Source organism: Amycolatopsis sp. NPDC058986 (genome assembly GCF_042741125.1).
Lineage (GTDB): Bacteria > Actinomycetota > Actinomycetes > Mycobacteriales > Pseudonocardiaceae > Amycolatopsis.
The window spans coordinates 43,651-64,703 of the sequence record NZ_JBHYJW010000010.1 but is presented as its reverse complement, the minus strand read 5'-3'; the positions used below and the strand labels follow the sequence as shown (position 1 = coordinate 64,703).

Here is a 21,053-nt window from a genome sequence, read left to right as displayed (position 1 = left end):
CCGTCGATGACCACCACCTCCCCGGAACCCCCCGTCGTCGCCCGCGCGAAGCGGGCCGCCGCCAGGACGTTCGGCAAGCCGTCGGACGGACTGGCCGACATGGGCCGCCAGTTCGCCTTCTACGGCAAGGCGATCGCCTGGATTCCCCGCACCCTGCACCGCTATCTGCGGGAAACGCTGCGGCTGCTGGCCGAGGTGTCGTTCGGCAGCGGCGCGCTCGCGGTCATCGGCGGCACCCTCGGCGTGATGATCGGCATGACGATGTTCACCGGGACCATCGTCGGCCTCCAGGGCTATTCGGCGCTGAACCAGCTCGGCACCAGCGCGCTGACCGGGTTCTTCACCGCCTACTTCAACACCCGCGAGGTCGCGCCGCTCTCGGCGGGCCTCGCGCTTTCGGCCACGGTCGGCTGCGGCTTCACCGCCCAGCTCGGCGCGATGCGGATCTCCGAGGAGATCGACGCGCTGGAGGTCATGGCGATCCCGAGCCTGCCCTACCTCGTCACCACCCGCGTGCTCGCCGGGCTGGCCGCGGTGATCCCGCTCTACGTCGTCGGCCTGTTCACCTCCTACATCGCGTCGCGGCAGATCACGGTGTGGATCTACGGCCAGTCCGCGGGCACCTACGACCACTACTTCACGCTTTTCCTTCCCCCGCAGGACGTGCTGTGGTCGTTCGGGAAGGTGATCGTCTTCAGCCTCGTGGTGATCCTCAGTCATTGCTACTACGGCTACAAGGCGTCCGGCGGCCCGGCGGGCGTCGGGGTCGCGGTCGGGCGGGCCGTGCGGACGTCGATCGTCTCGCTGACCATCCTCGACTTCTTCCTCAGCCTGGCGATCTGGGGCGCCGACACGACGGTGAGGATCGCCGGATGAGCGAAGCTTGCGAGCGAATCATGGACACCATGCGCCAAAAAGGATTCAACACTGTCTCGCGAAGCGAGGCGATCGCATGAGGTCGCTGGGGAAGCTGCGGTATCACCTGCTCGGGGTGGCGTTCCTGCTGACGCTCGCCTGCTTCGTCACACTCACGATCGCCTTCTACCGCAAGGCTTTCACCACCACCGCGCCGGTGACCGTGCAAACCGACCACATCGGCAACCAGATGCGCGTCGGCGCGGACGTCAAGCTGCGCGACGTCGTCGTCGGCACCGTTTCCGAGGTCCGGTCCAACGGCCGGTACGCCGAGATTTCCCTTGCGCTGCAACCGGATCAACTCGGGCACATTCCGGCGAACGTGTCGGTTCGGCTGCTGCCGAAGAGCCTGTTCGGCGAACGGTACGTCTCGCTGGAGGTCCCCGGCCGGGCCGCGGCCGAGCCGCTCGCACGGGGCGCGGTGATCGGCCAGGACAGCAGCCAGGACGCCATCGAAACCGAAAAGGTGCTCGACGATCTGCTGCCCGTCCTCCAGGCCGTGCAGCCGGAAAAGCTGTCGTCGACGCTACACGCGGTGTCGACAGCGCTGGACGGACGAGGCAAGAGCATCGGCGAGACCATCGGAATGCTCGACAGCTACCTGCGCCGGATCATGCCGAGCATCCCGGACCTCACCTCGATCATCGCCGACACCCCGGCCGTCACCGGCACCTACAACCGCGCCGGGCCGAAACTGCTCGACGCGCTGACCGACCTCACCACGACCAGCCAGACCCTGGTGCAGGAGCGAGCCAAGCTCCAGAACCTGTTCTCGGTGGCCACGACGGCGACGATGGACGTCAACCAGTTCCTGGCCGCCAACAAGGACAATTTCATCCATCTCGTCGCTTCGAGCCGCCCCGCCGCCGAGGTGCTGGCCAAGTACGCGCCGGAGTACCCGTGCCTGTTCGGCCAGCTGGCCGACATCGTGCCGAGGGCCGACGCGTTCTACGGCAAGGGAACGGACCACCCCGGGATCGCGAAGTTCACCATGGAGATCACCGCGAGCCGCGGTCAGTACCTGCCCGGCGTCGACACCCCCCGCTACGACGATAAACGCGGTCCACGCTGCTACGACCTGTCGAAGACCGGGAAGTTCCCGCCGCAGTACCCGGCGGATGGTCCGTTCGCCGACGGCTCCTCGAAACCTCCGGGATTGAAACCCGGTGGTGGGAGCGCTCCCGCCGGGGACGTCGCGAACTCCGCCGCGGAGAAGGAACTGCTCGGCAGCCTGCTCGCGCCGCGGCTCGCGGTCGCGCCCAGTGCGGTGCCGGGCTGGGCGGGTCTGCTGGTCGGACCGCTCTACCGCGGAGCGGAGGTGACCGTGTCATGAGCGACGCTTGCGAGCGAATCATCAACACCATGCGCCAAAAAGGATTCAACACTGTCTCGCGAAGCGCGGCGATCGCATGAGGGGTATGGCCGGTCCGGTCCTCAAGCTGGCGATCTTCGTCGCTGTCACCGCGCTGTGCACCGGCGTCCTCGCGGTCACGCTGGCCAACACCAGCTTCTCCCCGGAGAACAGCTATGTCGCCCAGTTCAGCGACGTGCTGGGACTCAACCCCGGCGACGACGTGCGCATGTCCGGGGTGAAGGTCGGCTCGGTGACCTCGGTCGAGCCGAAGGATCCGAAGTACGCCGAAGTGCGGTTCAAGGTCGACCGGAGCAGACCGCTGTCGGCCGAGACACGGGGCGCGCTGCGGTACCGCAACCTCATCGGCCAGCGCTACATCGCGCTCGACTCCGACGTCCCCGGCCCCGGCGCGGAACTGCGGCCAGGCGGGACTATCCCGGTCGCGCACACCACGCCCGCACTCGACATGACCGCGTTGTTCAACGGGTTCCGGCCGTTGTTCCGCGCGTTGAAACCCGAGGACGTCAACCAGCTCTCGGGCGAGATCATCCAAGTGCTGCAAGGAGAAGGCGGCACGATCGAGAACCTGCTCTCGCACACCGCGTCCCTGTCGTCCACACTGGCCGATCGCGACAAGGTGGTCGGTTCGGTGATCGACAACCTCAACGCCGTACTGTCCACAGTGAACACCCACAGTGGACAGTTGACCTCGCTGGTCGACCAGACTCAGCAGCTCGTCTCCGGGCTGGCCGCGCAGCGCAAGCCGATCGGCGACGCCATCACCGGGATGGGCGACCTCGCCGACAGCACCGCCGGACTGCTCGACAAGTCGAGGGTGCCGTTGAAGGACAGCATCGCCGGGCTCCAGTCGCTCGGCAAGAGCCTCAACGACTCCCAGCCCGTCGTCGAGAAGTTCCTCCAGACGCTACCGGGGAAGCTGGAGAAGATGACCGGCCTCGTCGACTACGGCAGCTGGCTGAACTTCTACCTGTGCAACCTCGAAGGCACCGTCGGGCTCGGCTCGCTCAACGTGACCGTCCCGATCCTCCCCCTGCCCGCCACCAGCACATCGCCGAGGTGCAAACCGTGAAGCCGATCAGGGAACGGAATCTCCCGGTGCTCGGCGTCGTGTCGACCGCCGTGATGGCGCTGGCGGTAGTGGTCGCGATGAACGCCGACAAGGTGCCCTTCCTCGGCGGCGGGGGCGTCACCTACGCCGCCGACTTCGCCGAGGCCGCCGGGATCACCGACTCCGCCGAGGTCAGGGTGACCGGGGTGAAGGTGGGCGAGGTCCGCGACGTCACGCTCGACGGCGACCACATCCGCGTCGAGTTCACCGTGCGAAACGTGCCGGTCGGCGACCGGAGCACCGCGTCGATCGAGATCAAGACGTTGCTGGGCCAGAAGTACCTCGCGCTCAGCCCTGCCGGGGACGGCCCGCAGAACCCGCATCGGGCGATCCCCCGTGAGCGGACCCGCGTGCCGTACGACCTCAGCCCGGTGCTCAACGACCTGACCACGACGGTCCAACAGGTCGACACGGCCCAGCTGGCGAAGAGTTTCCAGACCATTTCGGACACCTTCGCGAACACCGGCCCCGGCATCAAATCCACTTTGGACGGAGTAACCCGGCTTTCGGCGGCCATCTCAGCGCGCGACGAGCAGCTCGGCACGTTGCTGCGCAATGCCAGTCAGCTGTCCGGAACGCTGGCGGGACGCGACGACCAGGTCCGGACGTTGATCAACGACGGGCAGGCGTTGCTCACCGAGATCCAGCAGCGCAAGAGCGCGCTCGATCACCTGCTCTCCGCGACGACGTCGCTGGCGAACCAGCTGCACGGCGTCGTCGGGGACAACGCCGCCCAGCTCGGCCCCGCGCTCGACGAGCTGAGCAAGGTCACCGATCTGCTGAAACGCAATCAGGCCAATCTGGAGAACGGTCTGCACAACCTGGCGCCGTTCGCCCGGCTCGGCACCAACGCGCTCGGCAACGGCCGCTGGTTCGAGGTCTACATGTGCGGCCTGCTGCCCCCGGTGGTGAACGCCGGTCCACTGTCGATCAACCCGCAGGGCTGCCTGCCTCCTTCGGCGAAGGGAGACGGCAAGTGAAGACCCGGAAATCAGTGCTCGCCTATCGGATCAGTGCTCTCGTCTGTGTCGCGGTACTGGTGCTGGCCGGGGCGCTGTGGTGGTTCGGCCGCATCGGCGGCGGCACCAAGGTGACCGCGTACTTCGGCAACGCAGTCGGCGTCTACCCCGGCTCCGACGTCCGGGTGCTCGGGCTGAAGGTCGGCGGCATCGACGCCGTGGTGCCGGACGGGCCGGGAGTCCGGATCGAGATGTCCGTACGCAACGGCGTGAAGATCCCGGCCGGGGCGAGCGCGGTGATCGTCGCGCCCACGCTGGTTTCGGACCGCTACGTCCAGTTCACCCCGGTCTACACCGGCGGCGCAGTACTGGCTCCCGGCACCGTCATCCCCCGGGAACGCACCGCCGCGCCTATCGAGGTCGACGACATGGCGCGCAGCCTCAACCAGCTCGTCAGCGCGCTGGGCCCGAACGGGGCGAACGCGAACGGCGCCGTCTCGGACGCGCTCAAGGCCGGCGCGAACAACCTCGCGGGCAACGGCGAGAACATCGGGGCGACTCTCAAGCAGCTCGGCGAGGCCGCGTCCACACTGGACAAATCGAAGGGCGACCTGTTCTCCACAGTGGACAATCTCGCGAAGTTCACGAAGACGCTGGCGGATTCCGACAACCAGTTGCGCGGGCTCTCCGGCCAGCTCGCCGACGTCACTTCGTTCCTCGCTTCCGAACGGCAGGACATGGGCACCGCGCTGGGCTCGATCGCCGGCGCGCTGGGCGAGGTGCACGATTTCATCGCGAACAACCGCGGCCGCATCCAGTCCAATGTGTCCTCGCTGACCGGGATCACCCAGGCGCTGGTCGACCAGCGCGGCGCGCTCGCCGAGGTCATGGACGTGGTGCCGCTGCTGGCGAGCAATGCGCTCAACACCTACGATCCGGCGTCGGGAACGTTGCAGGCGCGAGCGAACCTCAACGAGCTGACCAGCCCGCCGATCCTGATGGTGTGCCGCCTGATGAAACAGGGTGCTCCCCCGCAGATCCCCAAGGTGCTGCTGGACGCCTGCGAGAAGCTCGCCCCGGTGCTGGACGGCACGCTCGGGCTACCGTCGGTCGCCCAGGTGCTTTCCTCGGTACAGCAAGGAAAGCTGCCACCACTGCCGCTTCCGGTGATCGACGCGATGTCCCCGGGAGGCAAGCCATGACCCGGAGGGATGTGCCGAAGGACGCCTTCGGTGCACTCAATGCGCTGAAAGCGCCCTTCAGTGCGGCCAACGCACTGAAAGCGTCCTTCAGCACCCGCGCGCTGGCACTGGCCGGGGTGTCGGTACTCCTCGTCGCGACCGGCTGCAGCGGCGGCGTGTACGACATGTCCCTGCCCGGCGGCGCGGATCTCGGCGACCGGCCGTACTCGGTCCAGGTGCAGTTCGCCGACGTCGCCGATCTCGTGCCGCAGGCCGCGGTCAAGGTCAACGACGTCCCCGTCGGCAAGGTCACCGCGATCGCGCTGGGCAAGGACAATCACACGGTCACGGTGAGCGTGACGGTCAACCGCTCGGCCGTGCTGCCCGGCAACGCGACCGCGCGGCTGCGGCAGTCGAGCCTGCTCGGCGAGAAGTACGTCGACCTGTCCCCGCCCGCGGGTCAGGCAGCACGGGGACAGCTGGCCGACGGCGCGACGATCCCGGTGAGCCGCACGACCAAGACCGCCGAGGTCGAGCAGGTACTCGGCGCGGTTTCGCTGCTGCTCAACGGCGGCGGGCTCGAACAGGCGCAGACGATCACCAAGGAACTGAACCAGGCGATGTCCGGCAACGAGACCCGGATCCGCTCCCTGCTGTCGAACGTGACCATGCTCGCGTCTACTTTGGACAAACAACGCGAGTCGATCACCAAGGCCATCGACGGCGTCGCCCAGCTGTCCGCCACGATCGCGAAACAGCGTGGGGACGTGGCGAACGCGCTGGAGAAGCTAACGCCGGGCGTGCAGGTGCTCAACCAGCAGCGGGAGCAGTTCGTCGGCCTGCTGCGGGCGGTCGACAAGCTTTCCGGCGTCGCGGTGGACACGGTGAACCGGAGCAAGGACGACATGGTCGCCGACCTGCGGGCGCTCGCGCCGACCCTGCGTCAGCTGGCCGCGGCGGGCGATTCGCTGCCGAAGTCGCTGGAACTGCTGCTCACGTTCCCGTTCTCCGACGCCGGTCTCGCCGTCATCAAGGGCGACTACGCGAACGCCGAGATCGTCGCCGACTTCAAGCTCGATTCGTTGCTGAACAACTTCGGCCGTTCGGCGCAGCCGATCATTCCCTTGCCCGGCAACACCGCCGGGCCCGATCTCCCCGGGCACGCCGCGCCCCCGGCGTTGCCCCTGCCCGGCGACGCGGCCCCGGTCGCACCACCGGTCCAAAATGGACTCGGCGGGCTGCTCGGCGCGATTCTGGGAGGTGGCTAGATGTTGCTGCGCCGGGTCAGGATCCAGATCCTCGCGTTCGCGCTGATCGCCTTCGTCGGCATCGGCTACGCGGGCTGGCGGTTCGCCGGGCTGGACCGGCTGTTCGGGCACCGCGGTTATCTCGTCACCGTGCAGCTCGAACGCGGCGGCGGCCTGTTCCCCGGCGCCGACGTCACCTATCGGGGCGTGGGCGTCGGCCGGGTCACCGGCCTGGAGCTGACCGCGGCGGGCGTCGACGCGAAGCTCGACATCAGCCCCGACGCGCCGCGGATCCCGGCGTCGGCGAAGGCCGTGGTGAGCAACCGGTCGGCGATCGGCGAGCAGTACCTCGACCTCCGGCCGGACACCGCGGGCGAGCCGTTCCTCACCGACGGCGCCCGGATCCGGCAGCAGGACACCGCGCTGCCACCGCGCGCGGAGAAGCTCCTCGCCGACTCCGACGCGCTGCTCACCAGCATCCCGACCGACGCGCTGCGCACCGTGGTCGACGAGCTGGACAAGGCGTTCGCCGGGAACGGGCCGGCGATCCAGCAGCTCGTCGACACGACGAACTCCTTCCTGCCGACGGCGACCGAGCATCTGCCGCAGACGACGTCACTGCTCGCGGACGGGAAGACCGTCACGCACACCCAGCGGGACCTCGCCGAGCCGATCACGTCGTTCAGCACCGATGTGCAAACGCTTGCGCGGCAACTGAAGACGTCGGATCCGGACATCCGCAAGCTGATCAACGTCGCGCCGCCGCTCGCCCAGCAGGCGGTCGACATCCTGCGCCAGTCCGGCTCCGACCTGTCCGTGGTGATGGCGAACCTGCTCACCACCGCGGACGTCGTCAAGACCCGGGTCGACGGGCTGGAACAGGCGCTGGTGCTCTACCCGTACGTGCCGGTGGTCGGCAAGGCACTGTTCCCCGGCGACGGCACCGCGCATCTCGGCCTGGTGATCAACTTCTTCAACCCGATGGCCTGCACGAAGGGCTACGAAGCGACGAAGGCGCGTGCAGGCTCGGACATCCAGCCCGCGCCACCCAACCAGCAGGCGTACTGCGCGGAGCCGCCGGGCAGCCCGACCGGTGTCCGCGGTGCGCAGAACGCGCCGTACGGCGGAAAACCCCGAGAAGTCGCCGCGCCCGCGCAGACCGCCGCCCAGCCGGGGACCCCGGCCCCGCTACCCGGCCTGCTCGACGCCGTCGGTGTCGACCTCACCGGACTCGGTGCGCTGCTGGGTCTTCCTGGCTAAACCGCCTTCGGTGCCGCCCGGCCGATACGAGCCGGGCGGACCGCCGGTCCAGCGGCGGAACGCGCGACGGAAGGCGCTCGGCTCGGAAAACCCCAGCCGTTCGGACAACGCGGCGATCGACTCCTCACCGCGGACGAGGCTCGCGATCGCGGCGTCACGGAGGACGTCCTCCCTGATCTGGCTGATCGACGTGCCCTCCTCGCGCAGCAATCGGCGTACGTGTTGAAGGCTCAGCGAAAGGCGAGCCGCGACCTCCCGCGAGGACACCGCGGACGGCGAGTGGCCGCGCAGGCCGAAGGACAGGATGCGGCGCACCTGGTCGACGATGCTGCTGTCGTACTCGCGGCGGGCCAGCAGATCCGCCGGAGCGTCGCCGAGGAACCGCAGCAGATCGTCCTCGTCCCGCACGATCGGCGCGGGCAGGACGTCACGGTCGATCGTGATGGCCGCGCAGCCCGCACCGAACCGCACCGGGGCGTCGTAGACGAGGTCGTAGTCCTGCACGTACGACGGCTCGGGTTGGGGCAGTTCGACCAGCCGCAACCGCACGCGGCTGTTGGCCAGCCAGCCCGCGAACCGGTGCAGCACGAACAAAACCGTGTCGGTGATGATCGTTTCGCAGCACCCGAACTTCTCGACGTCGGCCTCGATACGGCAGGTGCCGGGGCCCAGCCGCGTCCGCAGATCCGGCATGCCCGGCACGACCCGGGAGAACTCGCAGCACCGGTCGAGCACCGCGGCGAGGTCCGGCTGGTGGATCATGCCGAGCGCCATCATCCGGAACGTGCCCAGCGGCAGCGGACGCGGGCTGATGCCGAACATCTCGTCGCCAGTGAGCCGCCACAGATCGCGGATCATGGCGCTGGCCTGCTCGACGGTGATCCGCGCGCGGTCGTAGTCGATCAGCGAACGCGCGATCCCGGCCTTCGCCAGCGCCGGCCGGACGTCGATTCCCCGCCGCTCCACGGCACGGACCGCCGAACGCACGAAATGGATCGCCACCGTGTGACCGGCCATGTGTGCTCCCCGTCGGCGTCGCTGCCTCGCGCGGAAACTACCAGCTTCCAGGACGGTCGGGTTAACGACCGACACCGCCGATCCGTGACGGCGACCCCGCTGACCAGGTAATTCGCGATCGAGCGGAGCAGGCTTGCGTGACGAGCCCACGACACACCATAATTCTCCACCAACCAGTTGGTGGGGAGGCAGGTATGGACGTCGACTGGGCCGCGGAACTCGGGGATCAGCTGGACTGGCACTGGCGAGAACGGCTGCGGCCCCGGCTGGCCGGGCTGACCGACGCGGAGTACTTCTGGGAGCCGGTCCCGGGCTGCTGGACCGTGCGGCCGCGTCTTGCCGGCGAGGAACTCGGCGGCGGGCGGTTCACCGTCGACTACGCCGCGCCCGCCCCCGAGCCCCCGCCGGTCACCACCATCGCCTGGCGGCTGGCGCACCTCACCGTCCACGTTCTCGGCAAGCACTCCGACACGCAGTTCGGCGGACCGCCCGTCCAGTACGACACGTTCCTCTACGCGGGCGACGCCGAGACCGCGCTGGAGCAGATCGACCGGGCGTATGCCGCGTGGTCCGCGGGGATGCGCGCACTCGGCCCGTCGGAGTTGCGCCGTCCCGCGGGCCCGGCCGAGGGCCCGTTCGCCGACCGTCCGCTGGCGGCGTTGATCCTGCACATCCACCGCGAGGTCATCCACCACGGCGCGGAAATCGCGTTGCTGCGCGATCTGTACCGGGCACGCCGGACGGAGCGGGAGCCGTGACGGCGACGCGGCCCGACCGGCGAGCCGAGATCATCCAGGCCGCGTTCCGTCAGGTGGCCGCGGTGGGGTTCGAGGGGCTGCGGCTCCGGCAGATCGCCGACGACGTCGGAGTCGACCATTCGACGCTGCACCACCACTTTCCCGGCAAGAAGGAGATCGTCGCCGGGGTCGCCGAATACGCGATCAGCCGGTTCGAGGCGCCGGTACCCGAGGGGGCAGGCCCGGCGGAGTCCTTGCGGGCCTATCTGCTTCACCTGCGTGAACTGCTGGCGGATTCGCCGGAGGTGTTCGTCGTGACCGCGGAACTCGACCTTCGTGCTCGCCGGGACCCCATGGTCCGGGAGGTACTGGCGCGGCACGAGGCCAACTGGCGCGGCTCGCTGCACGCGCTGCTGTCCGCGCGGGGCGCGTGGTCGCGCCGGGTGGACGCGGCCTACGCGGTGGAGCTGGTGATCGCGGTGGTCAAAGGTGTCCAGCTGGCACCGGACGCGGCGAGCGCGGCTTTCGCGCAGCTGGACGCCCTGCTCACGAAATAGCCGACAGGAGAACCGCCCGATGATCGATCCGCCCGCGCACCGATTCCGCGGCGACGACGGCTGGGAACTGGCCTACCGCGAAATCGGTGAAGGCCGCCCGCTCGTGCTGCTCCACGGGTTCACTTCCAGCGGACTGCTCTGGCTGCACCAGGGGCCCGCCGCCACGCTCGCCGAGCACGGTTTCCGCGTCATCCTCCCGGATCTGCGCGGCCACGGGGACAGCGCGCGGCCGCACGACCCGGCGGCTTATCCGCCCGATGTCCTTGCCGACGACGGGCTCGCACTGGTCGAGCGGCTCGGGCTCGGCGACTACGACCTCGGCGGGTACTCGCTGGGCGGCCGGGTCGTGCTGCGGATGCTGGCTCGCGGTGCACACCCTGCCCACGCTGTCGTGGCGGGGCAGGGGCTCGGAGCGGTCACCCGCGCGGGCAAACGCGCCAGTCCGTATCGCGCCGTGCTGACCGCTCTCGTCGATGATGTCCCCCTCGAGCCAGGTTCCCCCGAAGCGGAGACCGCGTACTGGATCACCCAGCTCGGCGGCGACCCGCGCGCGCTCCTGCGGGTCCTGGACGCCGATGTCCCGACGTCCCGCGCCGCGCTGTCCCGGATCACGACGCCCACCCTCGTGACGGCCGGTGACCAGGACGGCGGGCACGCGGATGCGGACGCGCTCGCCGCTGCCCTGCCCGGTGCCCGGTTCGACCACGTCCCCGGCGACCACTTCACCGCGTTCACCAGCCCGGAGTTCGCGACCACCGTCCTCGCCTTCCTCGCTCGGCCTTCCTGACCTGGTCAGCGCCGCTGACGGCGGTGGTCAGCGGTCGTCAGCGGTGGTCAGCGCACCGTGCGCCGACGGTCAGCGCGGGCCCGCAGTCTTGTGGTCATCCGAAACCGAAAGGAACCCGAGATGACCACCACCGTGCTCGTGTCCGGCGCAGGCATCGCAGGCCCGGCCGCCGCCTACTGGCTGCACCACCACGGCTTCACCGTGACCGTCGTCGAGACCGCCCCCGCCCTGCGTCCCGGCGGCCAGGCCGTCGACTTCCGCGGCGCGCAGATGGAGTTGTTGCGCCGCATGGGAATTCTCGACGAGGTCCGTCGCCACGAAACGGCGATGGACACGGAGACCATCCTCGACCTCGAAGGCAATCCGGCGATCGAGGTCCCGACCAGCTTCATGAGCGGAGAGGTCGAGATCCTGCGCGGCGACCTCAGCCGCATCCTGTACGAGCGGACCCGTGACTACGCCGAGTACGTCTTCGGCGATCGCGTGACGTCGCTGATCGAGCAAGCCGAGGGTGTCGACGTCACCTTCGCGAGCGGCCGGACTCGCACGTTCGATCTTGTCGTGGGTGCCGACGGGGTGCACTCCGGGGTGCGGGCGGCCGCGTTCGGCCCGGAGGCCGGTTTCCGGCGCGACTCCGGGTTCCAGATCGCCGGGTACACCGTGCCCAACCACCTCGGCCTGGACCACGCGGGACTGACCTACAACGAGCCCGGCCTCGGCGTGCGGGTGACCAGCGCCCGGGACCCGGAGCAGATGCAGGTCGGTCTCGTCTTCGCCGGGGACGGCCCCGGGCGGTGCGGCGCCGAACAGCAGAAGCGCTTCCTCGCCGAGAAGTACGCGGGGATGGGCTGGGAGATGCCGAAGCTGCTCGACGCGCTCGACAGCGCGACGGACCTGTACTTCGACTCGATCAGCCAGATTCACCTCGACCGCTGGTCGAAGGGCCGGGTCGTACTCCTCGGCGACGCCGCCTGGTGCGCCGGTCCCGGTGGCAACGGCACCGGGCTGGGCATGATGGGCGCGCACGTCCTCGCCGGGGAACTGGCGGCCGCGGGTGGCGACCACCGGACCGCGTTCGCGCGGTACGAGGAGAAGATCCGTCCCGCCGCGAAGCTCGGGCAGCGCAACGGGGGCGGGTCGGGGACCTTCCTCGCCCCGCTCACCGAGAAGAAGATCCGGCAGCGCAACCGGATCTACCGGATGATGACCAACCGGCTGCTGGCCGGGCTCTTCGACAAGTTCACGTCGAAGGCCGCGAACATGGTGCGCTGCCAGGACTACCCGAGCCCGGTCGCGGCGTGATGGGGGTAAGGACTCGTGAGCGTTCCGGCCGGGTTGGAAGCGGCCGTGTCGCTCACGAGTCCTCGGTCGGGCTAGCCCCGCTCGGCGCCCGCCTTGGCACCGACCGCGGCGTCCACTGTGGGCACACCGGTGATGCGGACGGTCACCTGGTTGTCGCTGTAGGTGTAGGCCTCGTACTCGTACGCGACGCCGGTGCGCTCGACGTGTTCCATCCAGGCCCGGTACTCGTGCCGTTTCCAGCCGGGGAAGTTGAAGAACTCGTCGAAGTGGACGATGCTCCCCGGCCGCAGCCGCGGGCCCACGAGGTCGAGGACGGTCTTGGCCGAGCTGTAGAGGTCGCCGTCCACGTGCAGGAAGTCGACGTGCCCGGGATGCGTTTCCAGGAAACCGGGCAGGCTGTCGGAGAACAGGCCGACCACCAGCTCCGCGCCGGGGACGTCGGGCAGGTCGTCCCTGGCGAACGCGCCGGCGGGCATGCCGTTGAGCCAGGCCTCGGGAAGTCCCTCGAACGAGTCGAAACCGTAGACCTCGACGCCCCCACGGGCCTTCGCGATCGTGCGCAGCGTGTTTCCGGTGGCGACACCGAACTCCAGCGCCATCCCGCCGGTCGACGGGGCGATCGAGAGCGCGTAGTCGAGTGTCTCGGGCGGACTGCCGAAATGCCGCGCGCCCACAAGGTTCTCGCGGGCGAAGCGGTTGCTCTCCAAAGCCGCGTCCTGATCCCCCGCGTAGACGATGTCGCGGCGGCTGCGGATCTCGAACTCCACCACCCGATCGAGGAGGCGGTCACCCTGACGAATGACCTCCTCGCGCAGTTCGCGCATCTGGTCGTTCAACTGGGCACTCAGCCGGTCCAGCTGTTCGGTGTACGGATCGTGCAACCGAGTGGCCGCCCGGTGCAGGATCCTGCCGACACGGCGTTTCACCGCGGCGCCGACTTTCCTTGCCGATAAACGATCTTCGTGCAGGCCGTCCATTCCGAGACAGTACCTGCAGTACCTGTATCGCGGGGAACCGGCCGTGCTACCAGTGTGTAACGGCCGTGCGCGCTCCGCGCACGGCGTCATCGCACCTCCCGGTGTCCACTGTGTACGGACCACGGGACACCCGGCTTTTCGGGACCACGAAAGCGTTTGCCCCGCGAAGCAGCACCCGAAACGGAACCGTGCTCTCGCTTCACCAGTGAAGCTGGGATGACGCGGACGTACCGGGACTGTCAAGATTGTGAATATGTCCGAGCCCGCCGATCGGCGTCTCTACTTCCTGCTCCAGCGCGCCGCGCATCAGCTGCGCGTAACGGCCGACCGGCGGCTGACCGCCGCGGCAGGGGTCACCAGCGCGCAGGTCGGCGCGTTGTTCGCGGTGCGCGAGCAGCCGAGGCTCACGCAGCGTGAACTGGCCGCGATCCTCGGGCAACGGGAGTCGGCGATCACCGCGATGGTCGGCAGGCTCACCGACGCCGGGCTGCTCGGCAGGGACACCCACCCGAACCAGCACCGCGCGGTCGTGCTCGAACTGACCGCGGCGGGTGCCGAAGCGCTCGACCGGGTGACTCCCGAGATCCAGAAGTTCAACGCCGAGCTGCGCGACTTGCTCGGCGACGACGGCTTCGACCGGACCGCCGATGCGTTGCGCAAGCTGGTCGACTGGAAGTTCTAGGCCCGCGAGACAACGAGACTGAACCCGGCGTCGTACTCGTCCTTGCCCAGCAGTTCGGCGTTGTTCTCGTGCCAGCGCCCGCTGTCGAGGTCCGCCCGCAGGCGCGCGATTCCCCGCTCGACGACCGCGGCCGGTGTCTGGGCGAACGCGGAAGCCGCCTGGCGCACCCGGGGATCCAGATACGCCTCGGGACGCCGCCAGTTCGCGAGGAAGATGCCGTCGGTGAAATCCCACGGCACCGGCATCGGCACCACCACGTCGGTGCCCAGCGCGTCGGCGATGGCGGCGGCCGAGGGACGCGAGAGTTCCAGCCGCAGGATTTCCGGCAGGTAGTCGCGGACCATCCAGAAGTCGCCGACGCGCGCGGTGTCGTAGGCCAGTACGACCCGCAGCGGAGCCACCCGGCGGAGTTCGGCGAGGCCCCGGCGCCAGTCCGTCCAGTGGTGCACGGTCAGCACGGCGAGTGCCGCGTCGGCGGCGTTGTCCACCACCGGCAGCGCTTCCGCGACGGCGCGGACCACGGGCGACGCACCGGCCGGGCGCTGGCGGATCATCGCGACCGACGGTTCGACCGCGAGCACCGTCCGGCCTGGTGGCGCGTACGAACCGGTGCCGGAACCGACGTCGAGCACGGTGCCGGCGCCATCGAGCGCGTCGAGAATCGCGGAGAGCCAACGGGAGTCCGTGCGGCGTTGCGAGGCGTAGCCGACGCCGATCTCGTCGTAGAGGGCCATGGACGCACTCTACGGATCTCGTGGCCGGAGCCGCTTTCGTTGCGGTAACCGAGGGTCCGTCGCCTAGCTTCGCCCTCGGAGAGAGGAGCTTGCAGTGAAGATCGTGATTTTCGGGGCGGGCGGACGAGCCGGGCGGCACGCGGTCGCCGAGGCGGTGGCACGCGGGCACGAGGTGACCGCTGTCGTCCGTTCGCCGAAGCGCTACGCGGCCCCGGACGGGGTGACCGTTCTGGCGGGAGACGTCACCGACGCGGACAGCGTCGCCTCGGCCGCCTCGGGCCACGACGCGGCGATCAGCGCGGCGTACGCGTCCGAGCTGGCTTCGGGCGAGTTCTTCCCGGCGGCCGCACGGGCCCTGGTGGCCGGGCTCGGCCGGGCCGGGGTAGCGCGGCTCGTCGTCGTCGGGATCGGGTCGATGCTGCGGGACGGCTCCGGCGTCGTCCTGCACGACGCACCCGGCGTCCCCGCCGAGCACCGGGACTTCTCACTCGGCCACGTGGCGGAGTTCGAGATCCTGCGCGCGTGCGACCTCGACTGGCTCGTCGTCGCGCCACCGCCGACATTCCTCGACGACGAAGCCGCGCGCACGGGCCGCTACCGGACCGCGGACGGCGTCGTGATTCCGGCCCCCGGCGACGCGGCGTTGTTCCCCTACGCCGACCTCGCCGTCGCGCTCGTGGACGAGGCCGAAACCCCGGAACACTCCCGCATCCTGCTCGCCGTGGGGCACTGAGGCCAAGGGGCTGAGGCCCCCTACCCGGCACAGTACGGGCAGGGGCCGACGAAAAGCGGGGTCAGCGGTCGGGGTTGTCGCCGCGCTGTTGTTCGGCGAGGAAGCGTTCGAACTGGGAGCCCAGCTCCTCCGCCGTCGGCATGTGCTCGACCGATTCGGCGAGCAGACTGTCCCGTTCGGACGCTTCCATGAACGTGTCGTACTGCCGCTCCAGCGCGTGCACGACGTCGGCGACCTCGTCGGACTCGGCGACCTGCCGGGCGATCTCGGCGTCGGCGACGCTCGCCGCCTCGCGCAGATCGCCCTCCGAGATATTCAGCCCGGTCGCCTTCGTGAGCGCCTCCAGCAGCTTCACCGACGACGCCGGATACGTCGACTGCGCGAGATAGTGCGGCACGTGCGCGGCGAAGCCCAGCGCGTCGTGCCCCCACTGGCCCAGCCGGTACTCCAGCAGTGCGGCGATGCTGCCCGGCACCTGCAGCCGGTTCGGCAGCGGCTGATGATCCCCGATGAGGTCCTTGCGGGTCGCGTGCGCGGTCAGCCCCAGCGGACGGGTGTGCGGCGCGCCCATCGGGATGCCGTGGAACGCGACGGTCAGCCGCACCGCCCAGCGCTCGACCAGGCTCCGCACCGCGACGCAGAACCGCTCCCAGTCGTGATCCGGCTCCGGCCCGGTGAACAGCAGGAAGGGCGTTTCGTCCGCATCGTGCAGCAGGCGGACGACCAGCTCCGGCGCGTCGTACTCCTCCCAGTGATCCACCGCGTAGGTCATCGTCGGGCGCCGCGACCGGTAGTCGATCAGCCGGTCGACGTCGAACCGCGCGACCACCCGGTGCTCCCCGGAGTCCAGCAGATGTTCGGTGAGCAGCCTGCCCGCGGACCCCGCGTCCATGAATCCTTCGAAGGAGTGCAGCAGCACCGCCCCGGTCAGATCGGGAACGTCCGAGTCCACCTCATACAGATCCTCGGGATCGAGTCCCACTGATCCTCCTGCCGCTCGCTGTCGGTTACGCCGTCCCCCGGTCAACGCGGCGCGCCCCCGCGTCCATTCCCCCTCGGTGACCGTGATGGTAACGCCACGCACTCGAGACCGGATGAGCCGTCGTGACAGTTGTCGTGGTCGCGCCACTCCCCGATGAGGCACGCTGAGGGGCGTGAACGGAGAAACCATGGCGTTGCGCCTGCGCCCGCCGGAGCACCGGGTGAGCCGCAAGGCCATCGGCTACTGGACCGCGACCGCCGGTATCGGCTGGGCCGTCGTCATCGCCGTGCAGGCCGTCATCGTCCTGGCCAGCGACGATCCGCCGTCCTGGCTGCCGGTGACGCTCGTCGTCTCGTGCGTGCTCGGTCCGCTGCACCTCATCGTGATGCCGCAGTGGCGTTACCGCGTCCACCGCTGGGAGGTCACCGGCGAGGCCGTCTACACCCAGGCGGGCTGGCTCAAACAGCAGTGGCGCATCGCGCCGGTGTCCCGCATCCAGACCGTCGACATCGAACGCGACCCGGTGGAGCAGGTGTTCGGGCTCGCCAAGATCACCGTGACGACGGCGTCCTCGGCCGGGCCGCTGCGCATCTCCGGGCTCGACCACAAGCAGGCGCTCGCCCTCGCCGACGAGCTGACCAAGCGGACCCAGGCCGTGCGAGGCGACGCGACATGAGCGCGGCCGAAGCTGTGACACCGCCCGCCGAAGGCACCGGCGAAGCGCCGTGGCACCGGCTGGACCGGCGCATGCTGCTCATCCGGCCGGTACTGGACGTCGTCAAGTCCATCCCGGTCCTGTTCGGGGCGCTGATCCTCGGGCACGGCAACAGCTGGCAGTGGATCGGGCTGGTGGCCACCGGCCTTGCCGTGTGCGTCGGCATCTCGCACGTGCTGACCTCGCGCTACCGCGTCACCGGCGAGCAGGTCGAATGGCGTACCGGACTGCTGCTGCGCAAACACCGCGCCGTGCCCCGCGACCGGATCCGCGCCGTCGACGTCATGTCCGAGCCGAAACACCGGCTCTTCTCCCTCGCCGCGGTGCGCATCGGCACCGGACGGCACAACCACGGCAAGGGACCGGGCAAGGACGAGCTCGTCCTCGACGCGGTGACCCGGCAGGAGGCGCAGCGGCTGCGCACGCTTCTGTTGCACCGCAAGGCGGAACCGACCACCGAGACGTCCGCACCGCCGGAAACCCTGATCGCCGAGGTGGACAGGCGCTGGCTGCGGTACGCGCCGTTCACACTGTCCGGGCTCGCGGTCGTCGGCGCGATGATCGGCACGATCTACCACTTCGCCCACGAACTGCACATCGACCCGGTCGAGTTCGGCCCGCTGCGCTCGCTCGCCGACCGGATCACCGCCGCACCGCTGTGGCTGATCGTCGTACTCGCCGCGGCCGCGCTGCTCGTGGTCGTCTCCCTGCTTTCGGCGGGCGGGTACGTCCTGTCGTTCTGGAACTTCCGGCTGACCCGCGAACCCGCGGGCACCCTGCACATCCGCCGCGGCCTCGTCACGACACGCTCGGTGTCGATCGAAGAGGATCGCCTGCGCGGCGCGGAGATCAAGGAACCCCTCCCACTGCGCCTGGTCGGCGGGGCCCGCTGCACGGCGATCGCGGCCGGGCTGCACCACGGCAAGCGTGAGGACGGCGGAGGCGGGCTGCTGCTGCCGCCCGCCCCGGCAGCCCGCGTCCACGAAGTCGTCGCGGACGTTCTGGGCGAGGACCCGTTCGGCGCCGGGCTCGTCCGGCATCCGCGCCGGGCACTGCACCGGCGGCTGACCCGCGCGATCTTCGGGACGCTGCTGCTCGCGGCGGCGTTGTCCGGCCTGGCGTGGATCGGCTTCCTGCCGGACTGGCCATGGATCGCGGCCTGCGCGCTGGTCCCGGTCGCCGCCGTCGTCGGCTGGGACCGCTACCGCACCCTCGGCCACCGGCTCACCGGCCGCTACCTGGTGACCCGCTCGGGCTCGCTGGCCAGGAACACGGCCGCGGTCCGCTGCGACGGCCTCACCGGGATCGTGCTCGACCGCTCGTTCTTCCAGCGCCGCGCCGGGCTCGTCACCCTGGTGGCCCCGATCGCGGCGGGCAAGGGCGGCTACCACGTCGTCGACGTCGCCGAATCCGACGCCCTCGCCCTCGCCGACGCCGCCCTCCCCGGCCTCCTCACCCCGTTCCTCACCGCGCACTCGCGTGATTGAAGGCGTAACTCGCGTGATCACGCGAGATGCGCGGCTGATCACGTGAGATCTCCGGCTAATCACGCGAGTTCGCCGTGAGGCCACGCAGGATCACCGCGAGGCCGTATTCGAAGTGGTCGTCGTGGTGGGGGGCGGGGATGTCGGCGATCGCTTCGGCGGTGTTCGGGTGGAGAGCGGGATCGACGGCGGTTTCGAGTTCGCGGGTTTTCGCGCCGTCGGCGGGCAGTTCGCGCGCGGCCTGTTCCTCCACGGTGTGCCCGACGACGAAGTACACCAGCGTGTCACCGGACCACACCGCCTCCCGCGCCGAAAGACCGCCACGCCGCAGCAACGTCACCATCAGTTCCCCGAACGCCAGCGCGTTCGGCGCCGCGAAGAGCAGACCGGAGAACAACCTCGCGCCGTCCCGCCGGGAAAGCAGCACGGAACGGAGCCGCCGCATCAGCTCCGCGAGCCGTTCGCGCCACTCCCCTTCGACGTCGAAATCCCGCACGACGGCCCCGAGCAGCGACTCCGCCATCGCCTCCAGCAGCATGCGTTTCGTGCGGAAATGCCAGTACGTCGCGCCGTTCTGCACCCCGAGCGCGTCCGCGAGCCGTCGCATGGTCAGCTTGTCCAGACCGGCTTCGTCGAGCAGGTCGAGCGCGCCGGCGACCACGGTTTCACGGCTGAGCCGCATCAACTTTCCTTCCAGCCGGTGACGAGCCCGGCCAGACCGTCCGCAGTGTCCATATCGGACGGCGGGGCCGAGCCACGCCATGCTACGTGCAGATCGGGCCGCAGCAGCACGAACGGGTGGCCGTACACCGCCGCGGCGTCGGCCGAGGGCACGTCACGACACCGGAACGGCACGCCCAGCCTGGCGAAAGCCTTGGCCAGCGCGGAGAAATCAGCCTCGGCGCCGACACGGAGCATCGTGTACTCCGCTCCCAAGATATCCTGAACCGGCCTGCCGTCGTCCAGCCAGACGTGGGGTAACCGCGCGCCCGGCGCCGTCGTCGGCTCGTAGGCGAAACAATCCGGGTCGGGCGCGGGCCCGTCGTCGTGGGCGATGATCGGCGAGTCCAGATACCGGTACCCCAGCTCGATCCCGAGCAGGTCGTTGCTCAGCCGCTGCTCCCGCTCCGCCCGTTCCGCCAGCGCCAGCCGCACTGCCTCCCCGGCGGCGCCGGGCTCGGTGATCTCCGGTCGCCACAAACTCCGCCACGCCAGCCGCCCCAGCGTCGCCTTGCGCGACGCCCCGACGTTGCGGATCCCGACCGGACGCCGTTCCGCCTCGTACGCGTCCAGCAGACCGGGCCCGCCCCAGCCACGCAACATCCCGGTGAGCTTCCACGCGAGATCGACGGCGTCGGCGTGGCCGGTGTTCATCCCGAGCCCGCCCGCCGGGATCATCAGGTGCACCGCGTCCCCGGCGAGCAGCACCCGCCGGTCGCGGTAACGGTCCGCGACCATCAGCCGCTGCCGCCACGTCCCCACGTACTCCGTCCGGTACGCGACCGGGAACCCGACGAGCCGTTCGAACAACGCGGGCATCTCCGCTTCGGGGAGCCCCGAGGCGTTCAGCGAGAACCGCCGCGTGTCGTCCTGCACCACCAGGTACGACGAGAGGCCGTCGGCGAAGTGGTAGTGCCTGCCTTGCCCGATCGGGATGCGCGCGTACAGCTCGTCGCTGACGAACAGCGCCTGACGCATTTCCAGCATCGACTCGCCCCGCAGCCCGATGCCGAGCGCGTGCCGCACGGTGCTGCTCGCGCCGTCGCAGCCGACGAGGTAGGCCGCCCGCACGGACTCCGCCGCGCCGTCCGCGCGCACGATCGTCGCGGTGACCCCGCGCTCGTCCTGCTCGAACGCCGTCAGCTCGTGCCCGAAATCCACACGCGCGCCGGGCAGCGCGTCCACCGCCGCGCGCAGCAACGGCTCCAGCGTGTACTGCGAGATCAGCTGGTACGGCTCGGCGGGACGACTCCCGTCCCGCACCGCGCGATAGGCGGCCTTGAGCCGGTGCACCGACGGGTATTCGTGGTGCACCAGCGGCGGTCTGGTCAGGTTTTCCAGGCAGATGAAGACGTCCATCGGCAGATCGCCGTCAAGACCCGCCGCACGAATTACGTCGACAAGACCGAGTCTGCGGAAATTTTCCATTGTCCGCGCGTTACACCGCTCCATTTTCGGCAACCGGCCGGGCTCGGCGCGTTTGTCCACGACGCGGACACGGATTCCACCGCGTGCCAGGGCGATCGCGAGAGTCAGCCCGACCGGCCCGGCGCCGGCCACCAGCACCTCGGGCATGGCGTC

General features: G+C 69.7%; 21 protein-coding genes. 15 read left to right on the top strand and 6 right to left on the bottom strand.

Translation table 11 applies throughout. From position 1 onward, the window contains the following. Positions 1-6 precede the first annotated feature (6 nt). From ACFW0G_RS12055 to ACFW0G_RS12025, 7 genes are all read left to right on the top strand, one after another. Complete coding sequence (locus tag ACFW0G_RS12055; RefSeq protein WP_378325043.1) at positions 7-876, top strand: MlaE family ABC transporter permease; 870 nt, start codon at positions 7-9, stop codon at positions 874-876. 76 nt (positions 877-952) lie between these two features. Then, the gene (locus ACFW0G_RS12050) at positions 953-2,248 is read left to right on the top strand and encodes an MCE family protein (protein WP_378325042.1); all 1,296 of its coding nucleotides are present in this window, start codon (positions 953-955) and stop codon (positions 2,246-2,248) included. Between the two features lie 76 nt (positions 2,249-2,324). Beyond that, positions 2,325-3,359: an MCE family protein gene (locus ACFW0G_RS12045; protein WP_378325041.1), complete on the top strand. Its 1,035-nt coding sequence runs from the start codon at positions 2,325-2,327 to the stop codon at positions 3,357-3,359. Beyond that, entirely contained in the window at positions 3,356-4,378 is a 1,023-nt protein-coding gene (locus ACFW0G_RS12040; RefSeq protein ID WP_378325040.1) for an MCE family protein, read from the top strand. Before ACFW0G_RS12045 ends, ACFW0G_RS12040 begins: the two co-directional genes overlap by 4 nt. Continuing rightward, positions 4,375-5,559: an MCE family protein gene (locus ACFW0G_RS12035; protein ID WP_378325039.1), complete on the top strand. Its 1,185-nt coding sequence runs from the start codon at positions 4,375-4,377 to the stop codon at positions 5,557-5,559. The genes ACFW0G_RS12040 and ACFW0G_RS12035 overlap by 4 nt, the downstream gene beginning before the upstream one ends. After that, entirely contained in the window at positions 5,556-6,806 is a 1,251-nt protein-coding gene (locus tag ACFW0G_RS12030; RefSeq protein WP_378325038.1) for an MCE family protein, read from the top strand. The genes ACFW0G_RS12035 and ACFW0G_RS12030 overlap by 4 nt, the downstream gene beginning before the upstream one ends. Further along, the gene (locus ACFW0G_RS12025) at positions 6,807-8,045 is read left to right on the top strand and encodes an MCE family protein (protein WP_378325037.1); all 1,239 of its coding nucleotides are present in this window, start codon (positions 6,807-6,809) and stop codon (positions 8,043-8,045) included. It begins immediately after the preceding gene. Here ACFW0G_RS12025 and ACFW0G_RS12020 read toward each other — a convergent pair. Continuing rightward, positions 7,974-9,062 carry an AraC family transcriptional regulator gene (locus ACFW0G_RS12020; RefSeq protein ID WP_378325036.1) on the bottom strand — a complete coding sequence of 363 codons (1,089 nt, stop codon included), beginning with the start codon at positions 9,060-9,062 and terminating at the stop codon, positions 7,974-7,976. The genes ACFW0G_RS12025 and ACFW0G_RS12020 overlap by 72 nt on opposite strands. A 194-nt stretch (positions 9,063-9,256) precedes the next feature. Between ACFW0G_RS12020 and ACFW0G_RS12015 the strand changes: the two genes are divergently transcribed. The 4 genes from ACFW0G_RS12015 to ACFW0G_RS12000 all read left to right on the top strand — a co-directional run bounded on the left by ACFW0G_RS12015 (position 9,257) and on the right by ACFW0G_RS12000 (position 12,445). Continuing rightward, complete coding sequence (locus tag ACFW0G_RS12015; protein ID WP_378325035.1) at positions 9,257-9,820, top strand: DinB family protein; 564 nt, start codon at positions 9,257-9,259, stop codon at positions 9,818-9,820. Next, positions 9,817-10,356 carry a TetR/AcrR family transcriptional regulator gene (locus ACFW0G_RS12010; protein WP_378325034.1) on the top strand — a complete coding sequence of 180 codons (540 nt, stop codon included), beginning with the start codon at positions 9,817-9,819 and terminating at the stop codon, positions 10,354-10,356. The genes ACFW0G_RS12015 and ACFW0G_RS12010 overlap by 4 nt, the downstream gene beginning before the upstream one ends. Positions 10,357-10,375: 19 nt before the next feature. Next, positions 10,376-11,143 carry an alpha/beta fold hydrolase gene (locus tag ACFW0G_RS12005; protein ID WP_378325033.1) on the top strand — a complete coding sequence of 256 codons (768 nt, stop codon included), beginning with the start codon at positions 10,376-10,378 and terminating at the stop codon, positions 11,141-11,143. A gap of 120 nt (positions 11,144-11,263) precedes the next feature. Beyond that, positions 11,264-12,445, top strand: coding sequence for an FAD-dependent monooxygenase (locus ACFW0G_RS12000; RefSeq protein WP_378325032.1), 1,182 nt, complete (start codon positions 11,264-11,266; stop codon positions 12,443-12,445). Between the two features lie 71 nt (positions 12,446-12,516). On the opposite strand, the gene ACFW0G_RS11995 is transcribed toward ACFW0G_RS12000, so the two are convergent. Continuing rightward, positions 12,517-13,371 carry a class I SAM-dependent methyltransferase gene (locus ACFW0G_RS11995; RefSeq protein ID WP_378325031.1) on the bottom strand — a complete coding sequence of 285 codons (855 nt, stop codon included), beginning with the start codon at positions 13,369-13,371 and terminating at the stop codon, positions 12,517-12,519. A 304-nt stretch (positions 13,372-13,675) separates the two neighbouring features. On the opposite strand from ACFW0G_RS11995, the gene ACFW0G_RS11990 reads away from it, so the two are divergent. Continuing rightward, a complete protein-coding gene (locus ACFW0G_RS11990) occupies positions 13,676-14,104 on the top strand; it encodes a MarR family winged helix-turn-helix transcriptional regulator (RefSeq protein ID WP_378325030.1) in 429 nt (142 codons plus the stop codon). Here the strand turns inward: ACFW0G_RS11990 and ACFW0G_RS11985 are convergent. Then, positions 14,101-14,838 carry a class I SAM-dependent methyltransferase gene (locus tag ACFW0G_RS11985; RefSeq protein WP_378325029.1) on the bottom strand — a complete coding sequence of 246 codons (738 nt, stop codon included), beginning with the start codon at positions 14,836-14,838 and terminating at the stop codon, positions 14,101-14,103. The genes ACFW0G_RS11990 and ACFW0G_RS11985 overlap by 4 nt on opposite strands. 94 nt (positions 14,839-14,932) lie before the next feature. Here ACFW0G_RS11985 and ACFW0G_RS11980 point away from each other — a divergent pair, with 94 nt between their 5' ends. Further along, positions 14,933-15,571 carry an NAD(P)-dependent oxidoreductase gene (locus tag ACFW0G_RS11980; protein WP_378325028.1) on the top strand — a complete coding sequence of 213 codons (639 nt, stop codon included), beginning with the start codon at positions 14,933-14,935 and terminating at the stop codon, positions 15,569-15,571. Between the two features lie 61 nt (positions 15,572-15,632). Here ACFW0G_RS11980 and ACFW0G_RS11975 read toward each other — a convergent pair whose 3' ends face one another. Next, positions 15,633-16,553 (bottom strand): proteasome assembly chaperone family protein, encoded by a 921-nt coding sequence (locus ACFW0G_RS11975; RefSeq protein ID WP_378325026.1) that lies wholly within the window; start codon positions 16,551-16,553, stop codon positions 15,633-15,635. 187 nt (positions 16,554-16,740) lie between these two features. Here ACFW0G_RS11975 and ACFW0G_RS11970 point away from each other — a divergent pair, with 187 nt between their 5' ends. After that, the gene (locus ACFW0G_RS11970; protein WP_378325203.1) at positions 16,741-17,229 is read left to right on the top strand and encodes a PH domain-containing protein; all 489 of its coding nucleotides are present in this window, start codon (positions 16,741-16,743) and stop codon (positions 17,227-17,229) included. Next, complete coding sequence (locus ACFW0G_RS11965; RefSeq protein WP_378325025.1) at positions 17,226-18,755, top strand: PH domain-containing protein; 1,530 nt, start codon at positions 17,226-17,228, stop codon at positions 18,753-18,755. The genes ACFW0G_RS11970 and ACFW0G_RS11965 overlap by 4 nt, the downstream gene beginning before the upstream one ends. A gap of 55 nt (positions 18,756-18,810) precedes the next feature. Here the strand turns inward: ACFW0G_RS11965 and ACFW0G_RS11960 are convergent, their stop codons facing one another. Together ACFW0G_RS11960 and ACFW0G_RS11955 are read right to left on the bottom strand one after the other, a co-directional pair. Further along, positions 18,811-19,434, bottom strand: coding sequence for a TetR/AcrR family transcriptional regulator C-terminal domain-containing protein (locus ACFW0G_RS11960; RefSeq protein WP_378325024.1), 624 nt, complete (start codon positions 19,432-19,434; stop codon positions 18,811-18,813). Continuing rightward, a complete protein-coding gene (locus ACFW0G_RS11955) occupies positions 19,434-21,047 on the bottom strand; it encodes an FAD-dependent monooxygenase (protein ID WP_378325023.1) in 1,614 nt (537 codons plus the stop codon). The genes ACFW0G_RS11960 and ACFW0G_RS11955 overlap by 1 nt, the downstream gene beginning before the upstream one ends. Positions 21,048-21,053 lie beyond the last annotated feature (6 nt).

What these genes read in the sequence shown, in the direction of transcription:
- ACFW0G_RS12055 (WP_378325043.1), top strand. Translation starts at nt 7, where the DNA reads ATGACCACCACCTCCCCGGAACCCCCCGTCGTCGCCCGCGCGAAGCGG.
- ACFW0G_RS12050 (WP_378325042.1), top strand. Translation starts at nt 953, where the DNA reads ATGAGGTCGCTGGGGAAGCTGCGGTATCACCTGCTCGGGGTGGCGTTC.
- ACFW0G_RS12045 (WP_378325041.1), top strand. Translation starts at nt 2,325, where the DNA reads ATGAGGGGTATGGCCGGTCCGGTCCTCAAGCTGGCGATCTTCGTCGCT.
- ACFW0G_RS12030 (WP_378325038.1), top strand. Translation starts at nt 5,556, where the DNA reads ATGACCCGGAGGGATGTGCCGAAGGACGCCTTCGGTGCACTCAATGCG.
- ACFW0G_RS12025 (WP_378325037.1), top strand. Translation starts at nt 6,807, where the DNA reads ATGTTGCTGCGCCGGGTCAGGATCCAGATCCTCGCGTTCGCGCTGATC.
- ACFW0G_RS12020 (WP_378325036.1), bottom strand. Translation starts at nt 9,062, where the DNA reads ATGGCCGGTCACACGGTGGCGATCCATTTCGTGCGTTCGGCGGTCCGT.
- ACFW0G_RS12015 (WP_378325035.1), top strand. Translation starts at nt 9,257, where the DNA reads ATGGACGTCGACTGGGCCGCGGAACTCGGGGATCAGCTGGACTGGCAC.
- ACFW0G_RS12005 (WP_378325033.1), top strand. Translation starts at nt 10,376, where the DNA reads ATGATCGATCCGCCCGCGCACCGATTCCGCGGCGACGACGGCTGGGAA.
- ACFW0G_RS12000 (WP_378325032.1), top strand. Translation starts at nt 11,264, where the DNA reads ATGACCACCACCGTGCTCGTGTCCGGCGCAGGCATCGCAGGCCCGGCC.
- ACFW0G_RS11990 (WP_378325030.1), top strand. Translation starts at nt 13,676, where the DNA reads ATGTCCGAGCCCGCCGATCGGCGTCTCTACTTCCTGCTCCAGCGCGCC.
- ACFW0G_RS11985 (WP_378325029.1), bottom strand. Translation starts at nt 14,838, where the DNA reads ATGGCCCTCTACGACGAGATCGGCGTCGGCTACGCCTCGCAACGCCGC.
- ACFW0G_RS11970 (WP_378325203.1), top strand. Translation starts at nt 16,741, where the DNA reads ATGGCGTTGCGCCTGCGCCCGCCGGAGCACCGGGTGAGCCGCAAGGCC.
- ACFW0G_RS11965 (WP_378325025.1), top strand. Translation starts at nt 17,226, where the DNA reads ATGAGCGCGGCCGAAGCTGTGACACCGCCCGCCGAAGGCACCGGCGAA.
- ACFW0G_RS11960 (WP_378325024.1), bottom strand. Translation starts at nt 19,434, where the DNA reads ATGCGGCTCAGCCGTGAAACCGTGGTCGCCGGCGCGCTCGACCTGCTC.
- ACFW0G_RS11955 (WP_378325023.1), bottom strand. Translation starts at nt 21,047, where the DNA reads ATGCCCGAGGTGCTGGTGGCCGGCGCCGGGCCGGTCGGGCTGACTCTC.